General features: G+C 67.6%; 9 protein-coding genes and 1 pseudogene. 6 read left to right on the forward strand and 4 right to left on the reverse strand.

The window, feature by feature from the left end; genetic code table 11:
• Positions 1-89 precede the first annotated feature (89 nt).
• A complete protein-coding gene (locus SRB17_RS20760; RefSeq protein WP_153540764.1) occupies positions 90-257 on the forward strand; it encodes a CsbD family protein in 168 nt (55 codons plus the stop codon).
• A 113-nt stretch (positions 258-370) separates the two neighbouring features.
• Here the strand turns inward: SRB17_RS20760 and SRB17_RS20765 are convergent, their stop codons facing one another.
• Positions 371-700 carry a DUF6233 domain-containing protein gene (locus tag SRB17_RS20765; protein ID WP_153540766.1) on the reverse strand — a complete coding sequence of 110 codons (330 nt, stop codon included), beginning with the start codon at positions 698-700 and terminating at the stop codon, positions 371-373.
• Positions 701-765: 65 nt separating this feature from the next.
• Between SRB17_RS20765 and SRB17_RS20770 the strand changes: the two genes are divergently transcribed.
• On the forward strand, positions 766-984 hold the full coding sequence (locus tag SRB17_RS20770) for a LexA family protein (RefSeq protein ID WP_153540768.1): 219 nt from the start codon (positions 766-768) through the stop codon (positions 982-984).
• A 65-nt stretch (positions 985-1,049) separates the two neighbouring features.
• Entirely contained in the window at positions 1,050-1,181 is a 132-nt protein-coding gene (locus SRB17_RS47610; protein ID WP_267133440.1) for a hypothetical protein, read from the forward strand.
• A 598-nt stretch (positions 1,182-1,779) separates the two neighbouring features.
• On the opposite strand, the gene SRB17_RS20775 is transcribed toward SRB17_RS47610, so the two are convergent.
• Both SRB17_RS20775 and SRB17_RS20780 read right to left on the reverse strand, forming a co-directional pair.
• A complete protein-coding gene (locus SRB17_RS20775; RefSeq protein WP_323376001.1) occupies positions 1,780-4,347 on the reverse strand; it encodes a tetratricopeptide repeat protein in 2,568 nt (855 codons plus the stop codon).
• 134 nt (positions 4,348-4,481) lie between these two features.
• Positions 4,482-4,958 (reverse strand): chromosome partitioning protein, encoded by a 477-nt coding sequence (locus SRB17_RS20780; protein WP_153540771.1) that lies wholly within the window; start codon positions 4,956-4,958, stop codon positions 4,482-4,484.
• 124 nt (positions 4,959-5,082) lie between these two features.
• Between SRB17_RS20780 and SRB17_RS20785 the strand changes: the two are divergent.
• Together SRB17_RS20785 and SRB17_RS20790 are read left to right on the forward strand one after the other, a co-directional pair.
• A pseudogene (locus tag SRB17_RS20785) lies at positions 5,083-5,511 on the forward strand (tyrosine-type recombinase/integrase); the annotation flags it as partial.
• Positions 5,512-5,955: 444 nt separating this feature from the next.
• Positions 5,956-6,450: a hypothetical protein gene (locus SRB17_RS20790; RefSeq protein WP_153540775.1), complete on the forward strand. Its 495-nt coding sequence runs from the start codon at positions 5,956-5,958 to the stop codon at positions 6,448-6,450.
• A gap of 305 nt (positions 6,451-6,755) precedes the next feature.
• On the opposite strand, the gene SRB17_RS20800 is transcribed toward SRB17_RS20790, so the two are convergent.
• Complete coding sequence (locus tag SRB17_RS20800) at positions 6,756-10,706, reverse strand: hypothetical protein (protein ID WP_228396146.1); 3,951 nt, start codon at positions 10,704-10,706, stop codon at positions 6,756-6,758.
• Positions 10,707-11,327: 621 nt separating this feature from the next.
• Between SRB17_RS20800 and SRB17_RS47615 the strand changes: the two genes are divergently transcribed.
• The gene (locus SRB17_RS47615; RefSeq protein ID WP_267133441.1) at positions 11,328-18,329 is read left to right on the forward strand and encodes an RHS repeat-associated core domain-containing protein; all 7,002 of its coding nucleotides are present in this window, start codon (positions 11,328-11,330) and stop codon (positions 18,327-18,329) included.
• The last annotated feature ends 32 nt before the right edge of the window (positions 18,330-18,361 follow it).

The raw sequence follows: 18,361 nt of genomic DNA on the forward strand, positions 1-18,361 counted from the left end.
AGGAAGCGGAATCTCATGCTCCGTCAGCGCAAATCAACGGCGTAAGTGTGGAAAAGTTGGCCTTTCAATAATCAGGAGGCGTGTCTGCCATGTCGGCTGGTGAGAAGGCCAAGGCCGAGCAGGCCAAGGGAAAGCTCAAGAGGGCCACGGGACGAGCCGCCGTCGATGACCCGATGGTCGCCGAGGGCCAGGCGGAGAAGTCCAAGGGCGATGCACGCCAGGCCAAGGAGAAGATGAAGGACATGTTCAAGCGCTGACCTCTGGCGCCGCTCATGAGTGCTGGGCCTTCACCCCCGAGCTAAGGGAGTGAAGGCCCTTCCTGTTACGGAAGTCGCCTGAGGACCGACCGGCCCGCCTTGGAGGCGGCCCCTCACACCATGTCCGGCCGACAGTGCGGGCAGGCGACAACACCGTCGGCGAGCGCCTGGCGCGCCCCAGCCTCGTCGACGCCGCGGCTGCGTTTGCCCGCGTTCCAGCAGTCACCTCGGTGGACGTACACCGCATGGTCGCGATTGAGCCCCACCTCGAGCAGCCAGTCCGGGGCTGGCGGCCGGGTCAGGTCGCCCTGACGGCGCTCCGTCTCCCGTCGTTCCTCGTCGGCGATCCACTGGTCGATGGTGGCGAGCTGTCGTGCGGTGTGGTCTGCGAAGACCCGGCGAGCGAAGCGGAGGGCGTCGAGCCGTGAGAGGTGATCTTCCATTGCTCGCTCCCCGCCGTCGCGTGTCCGCTTGCCCAGCAATTCGAACACGCGCTCTAATCGAGATTATGCACCGCGTAGATCACCTCACCCCCATCCAGGAGCGCATCCTCCGCTGCATCCGGGACGCGATCGCCGACCAGGGGGAAGCGCCGACCGTGACCGAGATCGGCGAGGCCGTCGGTTTGCGGTCCCGGTCGTCCGTGCACTACCAGCTGGTCGAGCTCGAAACGAAGCAGGCGATCGTCCGCGAGCCCGGCCGCTACAGAGGGATCCGGCTCGCATGACCAGCCCGGGCCGCTACCACGTGCTAGTCACCTCAGGCGGCCGGCCGATACAGCACGGCTGGTGGGTGAGCGAGGAGACCGCGCGCGCCAAGTACAAGCGCTGGATCGGCTCGGTCGGCAACATGCCGGAGCCGCGCGTCACCCTGACCGACGAGGAGACCGGCACCGTGTTGACGGCCTGGCCAACCGAGTCGTAGCAGCCCTCTTTACAGCGGGCTAGGTCCAACATCCGTTGCCAACGGAACACCTGGCGAACAGAACTCAAATCCTGCCGCCAGACCGTGGCCTACTGGCGCCAGCGTTCGCGGTGGTGGCGGACGCACGCCAGGTCGATCGTGTGCCGGGGGTCGAGCCTCAGAGCGCCGGCAGGCTGGCCGGTGCGGATCCGCTCCGCGCCTGCCTGGCGACGTGGCGGACCTACGCATTACGAGTTGTCCGATCTTGGTCCGGGGGTGTCCACGGCCGTCCGCTCAGCGCGAGTCACCCCTAGTCAGCCGGGTGCTCCGACCACGACAGACGACGGCGGACGACACCGGACTCCGGGCAGATTGAGACCAGGACTGAGACACTGAAGGCCTCGATCCACAGTCAATGATTAGGGCCAGCGAGTCGCTTGCGGCTCGCTCCAACTGATCGAGTCGGCGGATGTACAGCGGCTCCGTCCATCGTTCTTATCCTGCGGTTCTTCCTGCGGCGGACACTACCGGGGGCATTTGAGGGAATCAGGAACGCGAGTCTCTCCCGCCTCTCCTCGCCCCCCAAGCCTCTGTCGAAAGGCAAGTCAGACTGATCCTTTCAGTCGACTGCACGAGGCTGTCTAAGGTTGGCGAGGTTGTGCTGGGTGGTGAGAGTGCTCGGGTGAGTCTCACCAAGGACGTCACGCTGGTGGGCGAGGACGGCCTCGAACTCGCTGCGGGCCAGCTCCACCTCCCCCAGATCGCGCAGCACCCAGGCGAGGTTGTGCCGGGTGGTGAGAGTGCTCGGGTGAGTCTCACCAAGGACGTCACGCCGGTGGGCGAGGATGGCCTCGTACTCGCTGCGGGCCAGCTCCACCTCCCCCAGATCGCGCAGCACCCAGGCGAGGTTGTGCTGGGTGGTGAGAGTGCTTGGGTGAGTCTCACCAAGGACGTCACGCTGGTGGGCGAGGATGGCCTCGTACTCGCTGCGGGCCAGCTCCACCTCCCCCAGATCGCGCAGCACCCAGGCGAGGCTGTGCCGGGTGGTGAGAGTGCTTGGGTGAGTCTCACCAAGGACGTCACGCCGGTGGGCGAGGACGGCCTCGAACTCGCTGCGGGCCAGCTCCACCTCCCCCAGATCCTGCAGCACCCCGGCGAGGTTATGCCGGGCGGTGAGGATGTGGGGGTGAGTCTCACCAAGGACGTCACGCCCGTGGGCGAGGACGGCCTCGAACTCGCTGCGGGCCAGCTCCACCTCCCCCAGATCGCGCAGCACCCCGGCGAGGCTGTGCCGGGCGGTGAGGGTGTTGGGGTGAGTCTCACCAAGGACGTCACGCCGGTGGGCGAGGATGGCCTCGTACTCGCTGCGGGCCAGCTCCACCTCCCCCAGATCCTGCAGCACCCCGGCGAGTTCGTGCCGGGCGGTGAGAGTGCTTGGGTGAGTCTCACCAAGGACCTCACGCTCGTGGGCGAGGATGGCCTCGTACTCGCTGCGGGCCAGCTCCACCTCCCCCAGATCGCGCAGCACCCCGGCGAGTTCGTGCCGGGTGGTGAGAGTGCTTGGGTGAGTCTCACCAAGGACCTCACGCTCGTGGGCGAGGATGGCCTCGTACTCGCTGCGGGCCAGCTCCACCTCCCCCAGATCCTGCAGCACCCCGGCGAGGTTATGCCGGGCGGTGAGGGTGTGAGGATGGGTCTCACCAAGGACCTCACGCTCGTGGGCGAGGATGGCCTCGTACTCGCTGCGGGCCAGCTCCACCTCCCCCAGATCGCGCAGCACCCCGGCGAGGTTATGCCGGGTAAGGACAGTCTGCGGGTGGGTGTCGCCGAGGGCGTTGCGCCGGTAGGCGAGGACCGCTTCGTACTCGCTGCGGGCCTGCCCGTACAGGCCTTTTACCTGCAAATAGCGGGCCGCAGAACTGGCTGTTCGGGCTGCTGTCTCTGTGGTCGTTTGATCGGGCGGTTCGGTGACCGTGACGTGGTGGAAAAGGTGCCAAGCGTGGGGTTGCAGGAGCCGCCAGTACTCCCAGTACTCCGGCTCTTCCGGTTTCCCCATCTCGTCCGCGAAGGCTGCGTTGTGAAGTGCGCTAACGGCAGTGCCGAGTGCCACTTGATCAAGGCTTGCGTCCCGAACCAACGGATGCACACGCAGTGTGGGCACTGGATTGGAGCCGGTTGCGGGTTGGAGGTCTATCAGACCAAGTCCTGCCAGGGCCGTGAGCAGGCTCCACACGCCAGGCCCGTCAAGGTGTGCCAGTTCCCCGGAGGAGGCCAGCGTCTGCGGGGTCAGGAGCAGGGTGTACGGCAGTGGGGCATCGGCGAAGGTTGCGATCAGTCGCAGCAGGGGCCGGGCAAGGGGCAGACCGCGCTGATCCAGCAGCTTCACAGACATGGCCCAGGTCTGGGCGATGACGTTGCCCCGGTCCACGTACTCAAGGCCCCGGTCCAGCGCGGCCTGGTAGGAGCCGAAATCCACGGGCGTACCCGGCTCGCGGTAGGGGGCCGGCACATTGTTGGCGTCGGCGAGGTAGGTGCCAGCCAGTTGCAGAGCCAAGGGCAGACCCCCCAGGCGTTCGGCCAGACGCCGGGCGTCGTCCGACGAACCTGCCACTGCGCCCGCATGGTCACGCAGGATCTGTACGGCGTTCGTGAGGTCGTCGCCGGTCAGGGGGCGCACTGGGTACAGGGCGCAGGCGCTGCCCCAGGTCTGCGGGGTGCTGTCGCGGGTGGTGACCAGGACGCTGCCACGGCTGTCGGCGGGGCGCCGGATCCAGCCGGTGCCTTCGCTGAGCTGCCCGGGACCGTCGAGCAGCACCGGGTCGTCCGCGTTGTCCACCACCAGGAGCCACCGCCCTTCGTACCGGGCCAGATGCGACCACAGCACATCAGCTGTGTCACCGGCCCGTAGCTGATCCTCGGGAGCACCAGCCTGCCGGGCCACAGCCCGCAGTCCCGCCTCAAGCGTGCTCTCCTGTCGCGCGTCGACCCACCACACCTGCTCGCCACGACCGAGCCACCGGGTCACGAGCTCCAGAGCCATAGCGGTCTTCCCCGAACCGCCCATCCCGCACAGCACCTGCACCAGTCGGCTTCCCGGAGCGGACAGCGCCGCCTCCACCTGTCCCAGGAGTTCATCACGGCCCCGCACAGGGCGCTTCGGATCGCGCAGCCCCAGCGGTGGCGCCACCGTGACTGCGACAGGTTCAGGTGCGGCTCCGGACGTACCGACGTAGACGTTGTCCGCCCGGAACTCGCCCGCGGCAAACGCTCCGTTGCTTGCCCGTACGCCCGACCAGGGGGCCTCTGGTTCGCCGGGGCCGGTCAGGCCCGGTCCGTCCCCGGCTGCTGAGGGTTCCCCAACCGCACCCCGTCCCGGATGTTGGCCACACCCGCCGCGAAGGAACCCCCCTCCGCCTTCACCGACAGATCACCACTCACAGCCAGCCCATACGCCCCCGCCGCCGCACCACCTGCCGCCCGCGCCGCCTCCTGCACCGCAGACACCGCCTCATCCAGATCCCGCGCGAAGTCGGCGTCCTCGTCCACAGCCCGGGAGACAGCCGCCTCGACACGCTGCCGGGTCAGAGCACTCGGCTCATCCTGGCCGGCCCCCGCCTCAGCCTCCAGCCGCTCCAGCTCGGGATCATTGCCTAGCTGACGGGCCACCACGCCATGCACACGGTCCATCGCCCTGTCGATGGCCAGATCCACCTCGGCATCCGCCCGCCCCGCCACCCGATGGGCCTTACGCACCGCCCACGCGAACACATAGCCGACCGCGATCTCAACACCCGTCATACCGCCCCCTTCATGTACAGCGAGCGTAGCGAGATAGTGCTCCTTCAAGGCACCAAACTCATCATTTGAAACCCCCGGGCGTGAGCCGCAGCGGGACGGCCTTGACCTGCACCTACGGCTGCTTTTCGCGACCTGGCTGTTCCATCCGGCCACGACGGGGTGGTACCCGAAGAAGGCCCCGCAGGAGGCGCGCCCCGTACCCGTGATGGCGCACCCCTGGCCGGGAGTGCCGGCGCGGGGTCGGAATGCCTCGGGCCGTGCCGACGCGTGCTGGCTGCCGATCGCACGAGGGCTCACTCCGCACGGGCTCAGGCACTCCCACAAGACAGTCATGGAGGAACTCGGGACCCCGCCCAAGCTCATGGACGAACGGATGGGGCACGAGGATGGCTCTGTGCAAGCCCGCTACTCGCACATCACGGCGCGGATGAGGATCCGGCTCATGGACGAACTGACCGAGCAGTGGGAAGGGGCGTTGGCGGCACGTTCTGCCATGCACCCGCGGTCACCGGTGCGCGCGCTCGATGCGCTGTTGAGAACGCGTCAAGGGTGACGTTCGGGGAGTCGATTTCCTTGATCCACTCCCGGTTCACTCCCCAGGGACCCTGCGGAACGAGTCAAGGCCGGTTCCCTGTGAAGGGAAACCGGCCCTGACCTGGTGTTACGGCTGTCGGGGTGGCGGGATTTGAACCCACGACCTCTTCGTCCCGAATGAGGTTCGAACAAGATCGCTACCGGGTTGGATGCGAGTCTTCCCTGGTCAAGGGGTTGGGTTGAGGTGGTCTCGCGTTGCCTCGGCGGGTCTCTGGGGGAAGATCATCTCCCAGATTTCTCCCAGGCTGACGACCGCCTACTCAAGGATGCACACGCAGCGGGAGGTTGCCCCCGCACATTTGCTTTGGACGTGCAGCCTGCAGATGACAGGTGGCTTGCCGCTGAGGCGGTCCAACCCGAACGAGTGATTGCCCGTCTCGGCGAGAGAATGTGAGCTGATGCCATGCATCGCTGGTCCCCTTTGAATGATCGGCAACGAGCGCTTCTTGGCCGCCTGGAGGCGGGCGAGGAGCTCACCGCGCAGGAGCTGAGCGACAGGCGCTCTGCCTACGCGCTGCGGGACCGCGGACTGCTGGCAGTACGGCGTAGCCGGGGAGTTCTCTCGGCTGAGGTGACAGAGGCCGGGAAGTTCTACCTCCAGCACGGACACCATCCGGACCACCCAGAGCACACGGCTGAAGACAAGCAGACCGCGATACCGACCCGTCAGCCGCAAAGCCGCCCCGCGAAGGTGGAACCTGAGAGCGAACAGCGGGACGTGGCGCCCAAACGCGGCACGGAGAAGGGCGCGAAGAAGACGGCGAAGGGCGGTGCCTCGTACAGCGAGAGGACCATCCCCGTAGCGCGGCGGGCGAAGGCGAGCCGGCTCATCGAACAGCTCGTCGCGGAGCGGCAGGTCGTCATCCACGCACCCGACGAAGCCCAAGTGGTGGAGTGACGGCGTGTCATCGATTTCGCGAAGCGACACGGACTCGTGCCGTCCGGCAAGCGCGTCGAGAAGTTCCGCATGTTCAACCGCACCCGAGACCTGCAGATCTCTCTTCTCGACGGCCCTCATCCCAACGCCGGCCAACAGACGCCGGAGGATGCGCCGCAGGTTCCGGTGCCCGTTCAGTTGCGCTCGCCACACCCGGTCGTGGCTGCACCCCGGCCCGGCAGCCGCTGCTGAGGGTGGCGGTTGTGTTCAGCGCACGGCGCCCCCGCTTCGATGAGGCGGGGGCGCTGTCTGGTGGTGGGTGGTGGTCAGTTGTCGGGTCCGAGTGTGGTCAGGTCGATGGTGTTGGTGATGGTTTTGTAGGCGTCGGTGGTGAGGTTGATGTGGTCGCCGGGGTCGTCGTCGTTGGGTGCGGTGTCGGTGTTGAGGATCAGAGGTGTGGGGTCTGCCTGGCTGGTGGGGTCGGGGACGGCGACGGCTGATTCGGCGTCGAGGCAGTTGACGGTCGGGGTGCTGAAGTCGACTTGGTCGGTGATCCAGGTGTTGGTGGCGACGCGGTTGGTGTCTGCTTCGGTGGTGCAGGGGGTGTAGCCCTGGCAGGGAGTGAGGGTGGTGAGGACGACCTTGATGCCCCAGCCGCGTAGTTGGGCCAGGAGTTGGTCGTAGCTCTGCTCAAGATCCGTGTCGCCGGTGCCGGCGACGATGTCTTTCAGGCCCTCGTCGACGATCACGGTGGTGATGCCGGGAAGTGCGAGGACGTCGCGGTCCAGGCGTGTGAGCACGGCCGGTCCGCCCTGGGCCTGATCGGTGGCTACGCGGTTGTTCTCGATGCCGGATGCGACGACACCGTAGTCGGGTATCTGCTGGTTGTTGGTGCGCAGGGCGGCGGCGAGGTCGTCGGAGACGCGGGGGGTGACGAGGCCGGCTTTGGTGCCGCTGGCGAAGGGGTCGGTGAGGTTGTCACCGAGTTCGGCCACGGTGGGCTGGTTTCCGCTGGTGGTGACGTCGATGCCGGTGAGGATGTCGGTGAACTCGCCCCATTGCACGCCGGTGCCGGTGAAGGAGGTGGTGGCGGTGTCCGTGGTGTGGTCACCGGAGCCGACGGCGCTGACGTACTGCACGGCGGCGCTGGCCCAGCTGTGCTGGACGAGGTACGGAGTGCTGCCGGCGAGGTGGAGGCTGATCATGATGCGTTTGCCGGGTGTGGCGGTGTAGGCGGTCGGGTCGCTGTAGACCTCGCCTCCGACCGGGATGGTGACCGATTTACTGCCCCCGTTGAAGGTGAGATCGGCGGGGGTGGTGGTGGGGGCGGCGCCGGCGGACTGGGTGGCGATCGTGGTGTGGTCGATGGTCAGCGGCGTGCGGCCGAGGGCGTTCGACAGCCGGATGCGGACGCTGGATCCGGCGACACTGGGGTTCGCCGCGATGCGGAAGGTCTGGTCCTTGTAGTCGGTGCCTTCGTAGTTGAACGCGCCTTCGTTGGGAGAGCTCCACGCGCCGGTCCACTTCGCGCCGGCGGGGGCGGTGGTGGTGTCGCGGAGGGCCATGCCGAACAGGTGCAGTCCGGGGACGTCCTGGCGGGCGGCGCTGCTCAGGTCGGGCAGGGTGACGGAGCTGATCTGGGCGCCCGGCTTGAGGGGGACGGCGAAGGCGTAGATGTTGGTGCTGCGGGTCTCCTGGGTGCCGCTGGTGTGGTTGCGGTGGGGGAGGGTGACGGCGGCCAGGGCGTTTGAGCCGTAGACCCAGTCGGGGATGGTCAGGTGGTAGGCGCCGGTGGTGCCGTCGGCGTAGGTGACGGATCCGTAGGGGCCGCCGGCCCGGCAGTCTTCGTACTGTCCGTTGCCGAGGGTGCATTCGGTGCCGCTGACGGAGGTGCCGTCGGGGATGACGGGGCTGGAGTAGTCGTCCTCGGCGCGCTGGGAGCTGACGAAGCCGTAGGTGGAGAAGCCGAGGAAGACCAGCGCGCGGCCGGTGCCGTTCATCTGGATGGTCTGGTTGGCGGCCATGACGTTGTCGCCGGAGGTGGAGGCGAAGCTGGGCAGGGTGAAGGCGGCGCCGTCCACGGTGATCTTGCCGCCGGGCTGCCAGCCGGCCGCCTTGAGGTCCTGCAGGGAGATGGTGGCGCCCACGCCGTCGGCGTCGGCGGCTGCCTGGCTGTTGTCGTCGGTGACGGCCGTGTTGTTGAACGCGTCCTTCAGGCTGGCGTAGGTCTTGCCGGTGTGCCCGAGCGCGGTGAACTGGTACTGCTGCTGAGTGGAGACGTTCCCCGCGGCATCGACCGCGTAGACGTAGAGGGTGTGCGTGCCCGGGGCGGTGGGGGTGACGGAAATCGTCGCACTGTTGCTGGAGGCGGTGGCGACCTCGGAGCTCGGCGTGTTGGAGGTGGGCGGGCTGACGTCGAGGTTGTAGAGGAACTTGGTGGCGCTGTTGGTGCTGAGGGTGAAGTGCCCCGTGGTGCCCGCTGCGGTGATGCCGGGGGAGTCCTCGGGATACGTGCCGTCTTTGTCCTTGACGGTCGGCTCGGCCGGTGCGGTGAGGTCGACGGTGAAGTGGCAGCTGGAGGAGGCAGCGCTGGTGTCCTCGCCGTCGCTGGAGGTGACGTTCCAGCCGACCGTGTCGCCGGTCTTCAGGCCGCTCATGAACGAGGAGGACAGCTGCTTGGGCGCGTTCTGGCCGCTGGAGACGGTGGCGCTGGTCGTGGTGGTGGAGGTGCCGCCGTTGACCCAGTACTTGTAGGTCGCCGCCAGGTCGTCCTTGTCGCCGTCGCTGACGACAGCGTTGAGGGTGGGCGGGGTGGTGATGAGGGTCTTGCCGATGACGGGGTAGGGGGCGGTGGTGCCGCAGCCGACCGAGTGCGTGCCGAACTTGGCGGCCAGGCTGCCCGGTTTGCCGGGTACGTGGTTGAACTCGACCGACATGGAGGGGTTGTTGGCGACCCGTTTGAAGTAGTTGCCGTCACCGCTGCCTTGCTGGCTATTGACCAGGGCGAAGGTCCAGCTGGAGTCCTTCGCGGCGGCCTTGTCGGCGATGGTGCCGGTCACGTCGAAGCCGCCGGAGGGTTCGCTGGTGCAGGCCGGACCGAAGCTCTTGCTCTTCAGATAGCTGGAGAGACTGGGCTTGTTGTTCCAGTTCGTGCCGGCACTGATGGCGCCGGTCAGGTACAGCTTGATGTCCGAGGAGAGGCTGCAGCTGGCCGAGTAGTTCTCCTTGACGTCGACCGTGGCGTTGACGATGTGGGTGCCCCAGACGGTGGAGGGGATGCCGAGCTGGAAGTAGGAGCGCTCGGTGCCGATGCAGCCCGACCAGCTGTTGTAGCCGACGCCGGGGTCGCCGTACTGGGTGGAGTCGTAGTTCTTCGCCGATGGGCAGCCCTGCTGGGTTTCGACGTAGTGCTGCTTGCCGCCGGAGGCGTAGTGCGGGTTCCAGCTGGGGTCGATGTAGACCGGGTAGTGGGTGCTGGAACCGCCGAGCAGCTTCTGGTCCGGCGTCAGGGACAGGGTGCCGCCGGTGACGTCGTCCGCGACCCGCGCCACCTGGGAGCCGACGCCGGGACCGGAAGAGCCGTCGTCCGTGCCGGCGCTATCGCTGGACGCCGCGCTCGCCGTGTCGAGGGGCGTGGTGAGCAACTGCGTGGTGGCGCCGTCGGAGGAGGAGTCCCACATCACAGGCTGGGGGGCGCTGAACATCACCTGGCCCGCCGAGGTGGTGGCCTGCAGGTTGTCGTGTCCGTCGTCGGACACGGTCACGCCGGTGGCGTGGGTGGCCAGTTTCAGGGTGGCCAGGGCCGGGTCGTCGGCCGCCTCGGCGGTCTTGACGACGATCAGCTCGGAGAACCCGCCGACGGTGTTGGCCGTCAGCTTCAGATCCACGTCCTTGAGCACGTCGGGATAGGTGATCGTGGCACCGGACACGGTCGGTTTCGGCAGCGTCTGCGGCCAGGAGAAGGCCAGTTGGGCCTTGCCGCTCGTCATGGACACCAGGGGCGCGCTGCCGCCGCCGGAGAAGGCCAGGGGCTCTGCCGCTGCCTTGGGGCTGTAGCTGCCGTCGTCGTTCTGCTGCAGGGTCGCATCGACCGGCACCCACGCGTCGTCCTTGCGGACGCGTTCGGGCAGCAGACTGGTGGTCCAGGTGACGGTGCCCGAGGGGTTGGCCTGGACCGTGGCGGTCTCGGTGGTCAAGGCGTCCACCTGGACGGGGCTGCCCGTGCTGGCCGCCTTGCCCTGGGCCGCTGCCAGAGCTGCTTCTTGGTCCTTGCTCAATCCTGAGTCGTCCGCAGTACGGGTGGTGCCCAGCGGGCCGTCCGGATGAGACTCCGGCAGGGGCGGCGCCGGCGTGGAGAGGGGCGGCGTGCCGCCTCCGTCAGCCGCGGCAGGTATGGCAGGTGCCAGGGACAGTGACAGCGCACCGACGACGGCTGTGATCAGAAGACGGCCGGGTATCCGCGGGTTCTTTTTGAATGATCTGTTCGCGTTGCGCGGGCGGAAAGGACCGGACATCTGCCCCCCAGGTTGCGTCCGATGAAAAAAGAGCCGATAGGCGCGAGGAGGCTACCCGGGATTGCGTCAAAAGAACAACCAGCGACTGGAAGTTGACGCCCGCTTATCCCGTCGGCAAGTGTGTGGTATGTGCAATTTTGCTGCACATGCAGACCGTTGGAGACGTTCTTGGTCAATCGGCCTGGCCCGTGGGGAAATTGAGGGTCGACCTGCCGTTTCTTGGCTGCCTCGAGGGTGGTTCGTGACCGTCTCTATACGGGATCCATACCGTGAAGGCCCTGTGAAAAGAGCCTTCACGCTGATCGAATATCCCTTCGGCAGTCACGCTGAATTGGGGGGTCCGGAGTGCGTCGGAATTCGCTGTGGCGGATTTACGGAAGAGCGATGCGGATACGTAAAGTCCCTGCCTTCTGGATCGCCGTCATCACCGCACTCGGGCTGCTGGTCGGCCTGATCACTCCTCAGGCCGCACTCGCCGCGGGCCACCGGCCCAACTATCTCGTCAAGACGAAGAAGGAACGGTCCATCTCGGTGAGGCCCGTCAAGGGCAAGGGCGTCGCCGTGCCACGGATGGCCCGCTGGAACCCCGGCACGGCGCACAGAGCCTGGCCCACGGCCGGCAGTGCCGATGCGGCGGTACCGGGCCGCGGAGCGGCCGACCAGCACGCAGGCCACCTGCCGGTGTCCCTGACAGCCGCCAAGCACGGGCGCCGCGCACCGTCCGGTACCAAGCTGCACGTGCGGCTTCCGGGCCAGACGGCCGCGCAGAAGCTCGGAATGCGCGGCGTCGTCTTCACCGTCCAGCCGGACACGAAGACCCCCGGCGGCAGCACTCGACTCAGCCTGGACTACTCGGCGTTCAAGGACGCCTACGGCGGCGACTGGGCCGGGCGGCTGCACCTGGTACGGCTCCCGGCCTGCGCCCTGACGACCCCTGACAAGGCCGCCTGCCGTACCCAGAGCCCCCTGGCCTCCGCCAACAACGCCAAAACCCAGACGGTCTCCGCCGACGTCACACTGCCCACCCGCACCGCAGCCGCGCAGTCCACGACCGCTCAGCCGATGGTGCTGGCGGCGGTGGCCGGCACGTCCGGAGGCGGCGGCTCCTACGCGGCCACCTCACTGGCCCCGTCCGGACAGTGGTCCGCCGGCGGCTCCAGCGGCGCGTTCTCCTACTCGTACCCGATCACGGTGCCCGACGTCCCCGGCAGCCTGGACCCGACCGTCGCCCTGGACTACAACTCGCAGAGCGTGGACGGGCGCACCTCCTCGACCAACGCCCAGTCCTCCTGGATCGGCGACGGCTGGGACTACTCGCCCGGGTTCGTCGAGCGCAGCTACCCGGCCTGCTCCGACGACGCGGCGAACGGCACACCGAAGACCTCCGACGAGTGCTGGTCGGACGCCGCCCAGACCCTCACGCTGTCACTCAACGGCTCGTCCAACACCCTCGTCCACGACGACAAGACGGGCACCTGGCACCCGCAGGGCGACAACGGCGAGAAGATCGAGATCAAGACCGACACGGTCAACGACGACAACGACCACGAGTACTTCGTCGTCACCACCGCCGACGGCACCCAGTACTACTTCGGCCTCAACCGGCTGCCCGGCTGGGCCGCGGGCAACGCCACCACCAACTCGGTGTTCACCGCCCCCGTCTACGGCAACGACACCGGCGAGCCCTGCCACGCCTCCACGTTCGCCGCCTCCTGGTGCCAGCAGGGCTACCGGTGGAACCTCGACTACGTCGTCGACCCCCACGGCAATGCCATCAGCTACTGGTACACGCCCGAGACCGGCTACTACGGCCGCGACAACGCCACCACCGCCACCCCGTACACCCGCGGCGGCTACCTGGCGAAGATCCAGTACGGGCAGCTCGCGGGGAAGGTGTACGACACCACCAACGCGCCCGCCGCCGCCCAGGTCTTCTTCGACACCTCCGAGCGCTGCCTGCCCGACTCCAGCTTCGACTGCGCCACGTCGAAGATGACGACGGCCAACGCCTCGCACTGGCCCGACGTCCCCGTCGACCAGACCTGCGCCTCTACGGGCACCTGCAACAACCACGGGCCGGCCTTCTTCACGACCAAGCGCCTGACCGGCATCCGCACCCAGATCTTGGTCGGCACCGCCTACCAGGACGTCGACGCCTGGTCCCTGACCCACACCTTTCCCTCCACCGGGGACACCACCACCCCGTCGCTGTGGCTGTCCTCCATCACCCACACGGGCAAGGACGGCGGCAGCCTCGCCCTGCCCCCGGTCAAGTTCGCCGGACAGGCCCTCGCCAACCGGGTCGACGGACTGGACGGCTACCAGCCGATCACCCGCTACCGCCTGACCACCGTGACCACCGAGTCCGGCGAAGTGATCACCGCCAACTACTCCGGCCCCCAGTGTCACCGCTCCGGCACCACGGTGCTGCCGTCCAGCGAGGACAACAACGCCTACCGCTGCTACCCGTCGTACTGGACCCCGCCGGGCCAGACCTCCCCGCAGCTGGACTGGTTCAACAAGTTCGTCGTCAACTCCGTCACGACCGAGGACCCGACCGCGGGTGGCCTGCCCGTCCAGACCTCGTACACCTACCTCGGCGATCCGGCCTGGCACTTCAACGACGACCCGCTCACCCAGGCCAAGTACCGTACCTGGAACGAGTGGCGCGGGTACGGCAAGGTCGAAACCCGCACGGGCACCTCGCCGGCGAAGATCACGCTGTCCCAGCAGACGTACTTCCGGGGCATGGACGGCGACAAGACCTCCTCCGGCACCCGCAGTGTCACCCTCAACGACCGCGCCGGTGACGACTCCCAGAAGGACTCGGACTGGCTGGCCGGCCAGGCCTTCGAGACCGAGGGCTTCAACGGGGACGGCGGCACCCTGCTGTCGGACGAGATCACCGACCCCTGGAGCTCACCGGCCACGGCGACCCAGTCCCGTACGAAGGCGGGCCTGGACGATCTGGTCGCCCACCGCATGAACATCCAGCGCAGCCGGGCCGTCACCACCAAGGCGGACGGCACCCAGCGCACCACCGAGACCGACTACACCATCGACGACGCCACCGGCCTGCCCACGTCCGTCGACGACCGCGGCGACACCTCCACCACCACCGACGACAAGTGCACCCGCACCTGGTACGCCAAGGACGCCTCGGGCAACACCCTGCCCGCACCGCGCCGCGTCCAGGAGGTCGCCGTCTCCTGCTCCGCCACCCCGAAGTACCCGGACGACCTGATCAGTGACGACCTGACCTTCTTCGACCTCCACACGGACAACACCGCGCCGCCCACCAAGGGCGATGTGACCATGGTGCAGAAGGCCGACTCCGTCGCCAGCGACGGCACCCCGCACTACATCACCGCGCTGAAGAACACCTACGACGACTACGGCCGCGAACTCACCGAGACCGACGCCGACAACAACACCACCACCACGACCTACACCCCCACCACCGGTGCGGCACCGACCTCCGTCAAGGTCACCCAGCCCAAGGTCACCGGCCAGACCACCGCCTTCAGCACCACCACCACGCTCGACCCGGCCCGCGGCCTCGACCTGAAGACCACCGACGCGGCGAGCTACTCCACCACCAGCACCTATGACCCGCTGGGCCGCCTCACCGCCGTATGGAACCCGGGCTTCTCGACCAGCAACAACCCCAACACCAAGTACAGCTACGACCTCAACCCCGGCGCGCCGTCCACGGTCACCACCCAGACCCTGCTCGACAACAACAGCTACCGCACCTCCATCGCGATCTACGACGCGATGCTGCGCCCGCGTGAGTCGCAGACGGCGACCGTGGACGGCGGCCGGGTCATCACCGACACCGTCTACGACAGCCACGGCTGGGCCGTGAGCAGCTCCGACCCCTACTACAACAGCGGAGCCCCCTCCGGCACGCTGGTGGACGCGGCCGACAACCAGACCCCTTCCCAGGCCGCAACGGTCTACGACGGCGCGGGCCGGGTCACCGACTCGATCGCCTACCACTTCGCGTCGGAGACCTGGCGCACGACCACCGCCTACCCCGGCTCCGACCGCGTCGACGTCACCCCGCCGAATGGTGCCACGCCCACCACCACGTACACCGACGCACGCGGCCAGACGGTCAAGCTCCTGCGCTACCACGGCACCACGCCCTCCGGGACCGCGGACACCGTCACCTACTCCTACGACGCCGCCGGCCACCAGATCGGCCAGGACGACGGCCAGGGCCACACCTGGACCAGCCACTACGACCTGCTGGGCCGCCGCACCTCCCAGACCGACCCCGACACCGGCTCCTCCAGCTCCACCTACGACAACGCCGGCCAGCTGCTGACCAGCACCGACAACCGCGGCAAGACCATCGCCTACAAGTACGACGAGATGGGCCGTAAGACGGCGGAGTTCGACACCACGGGAGGTGCCGACCCGTCCGCCGCCAACGAACTGGCGTCCTGGACGTACGACACGCTGAAGAAGGGCAAACTCACTTCCACCACCCGCTACGTGGGCGGCACCTCGGGCAGCGCCTACACCAGCAAGGTCCTCGGCTACGACAGCCACGGCTGGGTCCAGGCCACCCAACTCGTCATCCCCTCGGCCGAGGGTGCACTGGCCGGCACTTACCTCCACCAGAACCGCTACAACCTCACCGGCACGTTGCAGTCCTACACTGACCAGGACCCGACCGCCGTCAAGCTGCCGGAAGAGACGGTCTCCTACACCTACGACGCCTACGATCGCCCCATCGGCGTCGGTGGCGACACCAATGGCTGGGCCTACGTCAGCGGTCTGACCTACACCGAGTTCGACGAGCCGCAGCAGTTCACCTACGGCACGTCGGGCAACTTCGCCCAGCAGACCCTCAGTTACGACGACCAGTCCCACCGTCTGACCGGCTCCACCACCGTCACGCAGTCCGGCGCCGCGGTCGCCGACAAGACCTCCTACGCCTATCAGCCCTCCGGCAACGTCACCAAGATCGCCGACAAGCTGGAGACCGGCCAGACGGACACCCAGTGCTTCACCTACGACTGGGCACAGCGTCTGAAGGCGGCCTGGACGGCCACCGACGACTGCGCGGCCACCCCCGCGCCCGGCGCCTCGTCCACCGTGGGCGGTCCCTCCCCGTACTGGCAGAGCTGGACCTTCGACTCCACCGGCGCCCGCCAGAGTCAGGTCGACCACGACCCCGCCGGCGACACCTCCCACGACACCACGGCGACCTACACCCCCTTCTCCACCACGGGCAACGGCCACCCGGCCCACGCCGTAGCCCAGGTAGACAAGGTGAACCCCGCGGACCCGACCGCCAACACCACCAACACCTACACCTACGACGAGGACGGCAACGTCCAGACCCGCACCACTCGCGCGGGCACCGACACCTTCACCTACGACGACGAGGGCAAGCTCGCCGAACTGTCCTCCACCGGCAGCGCCGGCGACACCAAGTACCTCTACGACGCCGACGGCAACCAGCTCATCCGCCGCAGCCCGGACGCGACCACCCTCTACACGGGCGACGAGGAGATCACCCTCAAGAAGGGCGCCGCGAGCGCCGACGGTGTGCGCTACATCTCCATCGGCGGCGAAACCGTGGCCACCCACTCCTCCGACGGCCACTTCACCTACCTGATCCCCGACCGCGAGGGCACCAGCACCCTCGCCGTCGACTCCCAGACCCAGGCCGTCACCCGCCGCCAGTACAAACCCTTCGGCGAGCAACGCGACCAGACCGGCACCTGGACGGCCGGCCAGCGCGGCTACGTCGGCGGCACCCAGGACGACAACACCGGCCTGACCAACCTCGGCGCACGCGAATACGACCCCTCCATCGGCCGATTCCTCGCCCCCGACCCCCTGCTGGCCCCCGGCGACCCGCAGTCCTGGAACGCCTACGACTACGCCGACGACACGCCCGTCACCAGCTCCGACCCGTCCGGCCTGTGCATGGCTGACGAGTGCGGCGTCGGCTACCCCATCGGCGGCACCGGCACCAGCAAGGACAACCCCACCCGCTACATCGACACCGGCCCCGTCGACCCGGGCGGCTCGAACACCGCCTACTGCCACCACGGCAACTGCACCGACGGACACCGCCTCGGCGAGGGCAGCGGCGCGGGCGGCGGCAACATCAACAAGAAGACGTACGACCCCCAGGCCGAAGCCCGGGCAGTGGCACGCGCCAAAGCCACGGCGGACGCAGCCGCTGCCGCTGCAAGGAAGCAGGCGTCCGGCCTCAAGCACCGCCTGCTCAACCTGGTCGCCGACGTCCTCGGCATCACCGACGCCTACAACTGCTTCACCAAGGGCGACGTCATGGGCTGCATCAACACCGCCCTGACCGCCGTCCCCTGGGGCAAGGTCTTCAAGGCCATCAAGGTCGGCATCGAAGCCTTCAAGGTCTGGCGAGCCCTCGACCGCGCCTACACCGCGGTCAAGGACGCCGAGGAAGCCGCGAAAATAGCCGACGGCGTCCTGGATTCGGAACGCGCGATCGCCGAGGCGGAAAAAGCCGAGAGCGCCGGCACGGAAGCCGCCAGCTGTGCCGTACACAGCTTCGTCGCGACTACCGCGGTCCGCCTGGCAAGCGGCTCAGCCAAACCGATCAGCAAGGTCACGGTCGGCGATACGGTCCTGGCCACGGACCCGCAAACGGGCGTCACGGCCCCGGAGAAAGTCCAGAACGTCATCGTCACCCACACAGACAAGGACTTCACCACGCTGACCCTGGACACGGCCCCAAGCCGCGGTCCGCCCCACAAAGCGCAGTCTCACGCCGCGCCCAAGCAGACCCTCACCACCACCTGGCACCACCCCTTCTGGGACGCCACCCACCATCACTGGACCGACGCCCACAACCTCACCCCCGGCACCAAGCTCCGCCGGCCCGACGGCACCACAGTCACCCTCACCGCAGTCCACAACTTCCACCAGCACAAGACGACCTACGACCTCACCGTCGGGACCCTGCACACGTACTATGTGATGGCGGGGGCCACGCCGGTCCTCGTGCACAATTGCGGTGATGGTGGCTTTAAGAATCCCGTTTCTCCAGATGAGATAACGGAGCTGAATCGCGGATTTGGCGGGATGGTTGCGGAGCGTGGATCTCCCGAGAATACAATGGTCAACGCCAGTCGCTACGGTAGCTTCTGGGAGAAGTCGGCGGTGGTGATTCGAGACATTGCCGGTGGTCACATGTTCGACAATGGAAATAAGCGAACCGCTCATGCTGTCGTATCGCAACTAATGGATCGAAACGGCATCACCAGTGGACCCACTTCGGATGACCTATGGAGCGTCATATCCAGAGTCGCTACTCCGAAAAAAGCAGGTCACAGTATGGATGTCGGGGAGATCGCCTCTATGTTGCGAGGGTATTGACAGGAGCGGTGATGGTGGATATCGAGCTACTT

Source organism: Streptomyces sp. RB17 (genome assembly GCF_009604455.1).
Classification (GTDB): domain Bacteria; phylum Actinomycetota; class Actinomycetes; order Streptomycetales; family Streptomycetaceae; genus Streptomyces.

What these genes read in the sequence shown, in the direction of transcription:
- SRB17_RS20780 (WP_153540771.1), bottom strand. Translation starts at nt 4,958, where the DNA reads ATGACGGGTGTTGAGATCGCGGTCGGCTATGTGTTCGCGTGGGCGGTG.
- SRB17_RS20770 (WP_153540768.1), top strand. Translation starts at nt 766, where the DNA reads ATGCACCGCGTAGATCACCTCACCCCCATCCAGGAGCGCATCCTCCGC.
- SRB17_RS20765 (WP_153540766.1), bottom strand. Translation starts at nt 700, where the DNA reads ATGGAAGATCACCTCTCACGGCTCGACGCCCTCCGCTTCGCTCGCCGG.
- SRB17_RS20760 (WP_153540764.1), top strand. Translation starts at nt 90, where the DNA reads ATGTCGGCTGGTGAGAAGGCCAAGGCCGAGCAGGCCAAGGGAAAGCTC.
- SRB17_RS20790 (WP_153540775.1), top strand. Translation starts at nt 5,956, where the DNA reads ATGCATCGCTGGTCCCCTTTGAATGATCGGCAACGAGCGCTTCTTGGC.
- SRB17_RS47615 (WP_267133441.1), top strand. Translation starts at nt 11,328, where the DNA reads ATGCGGATACGTAAAGTCCCTGCCTTCTGGATCGCCGTCATCACCGCA.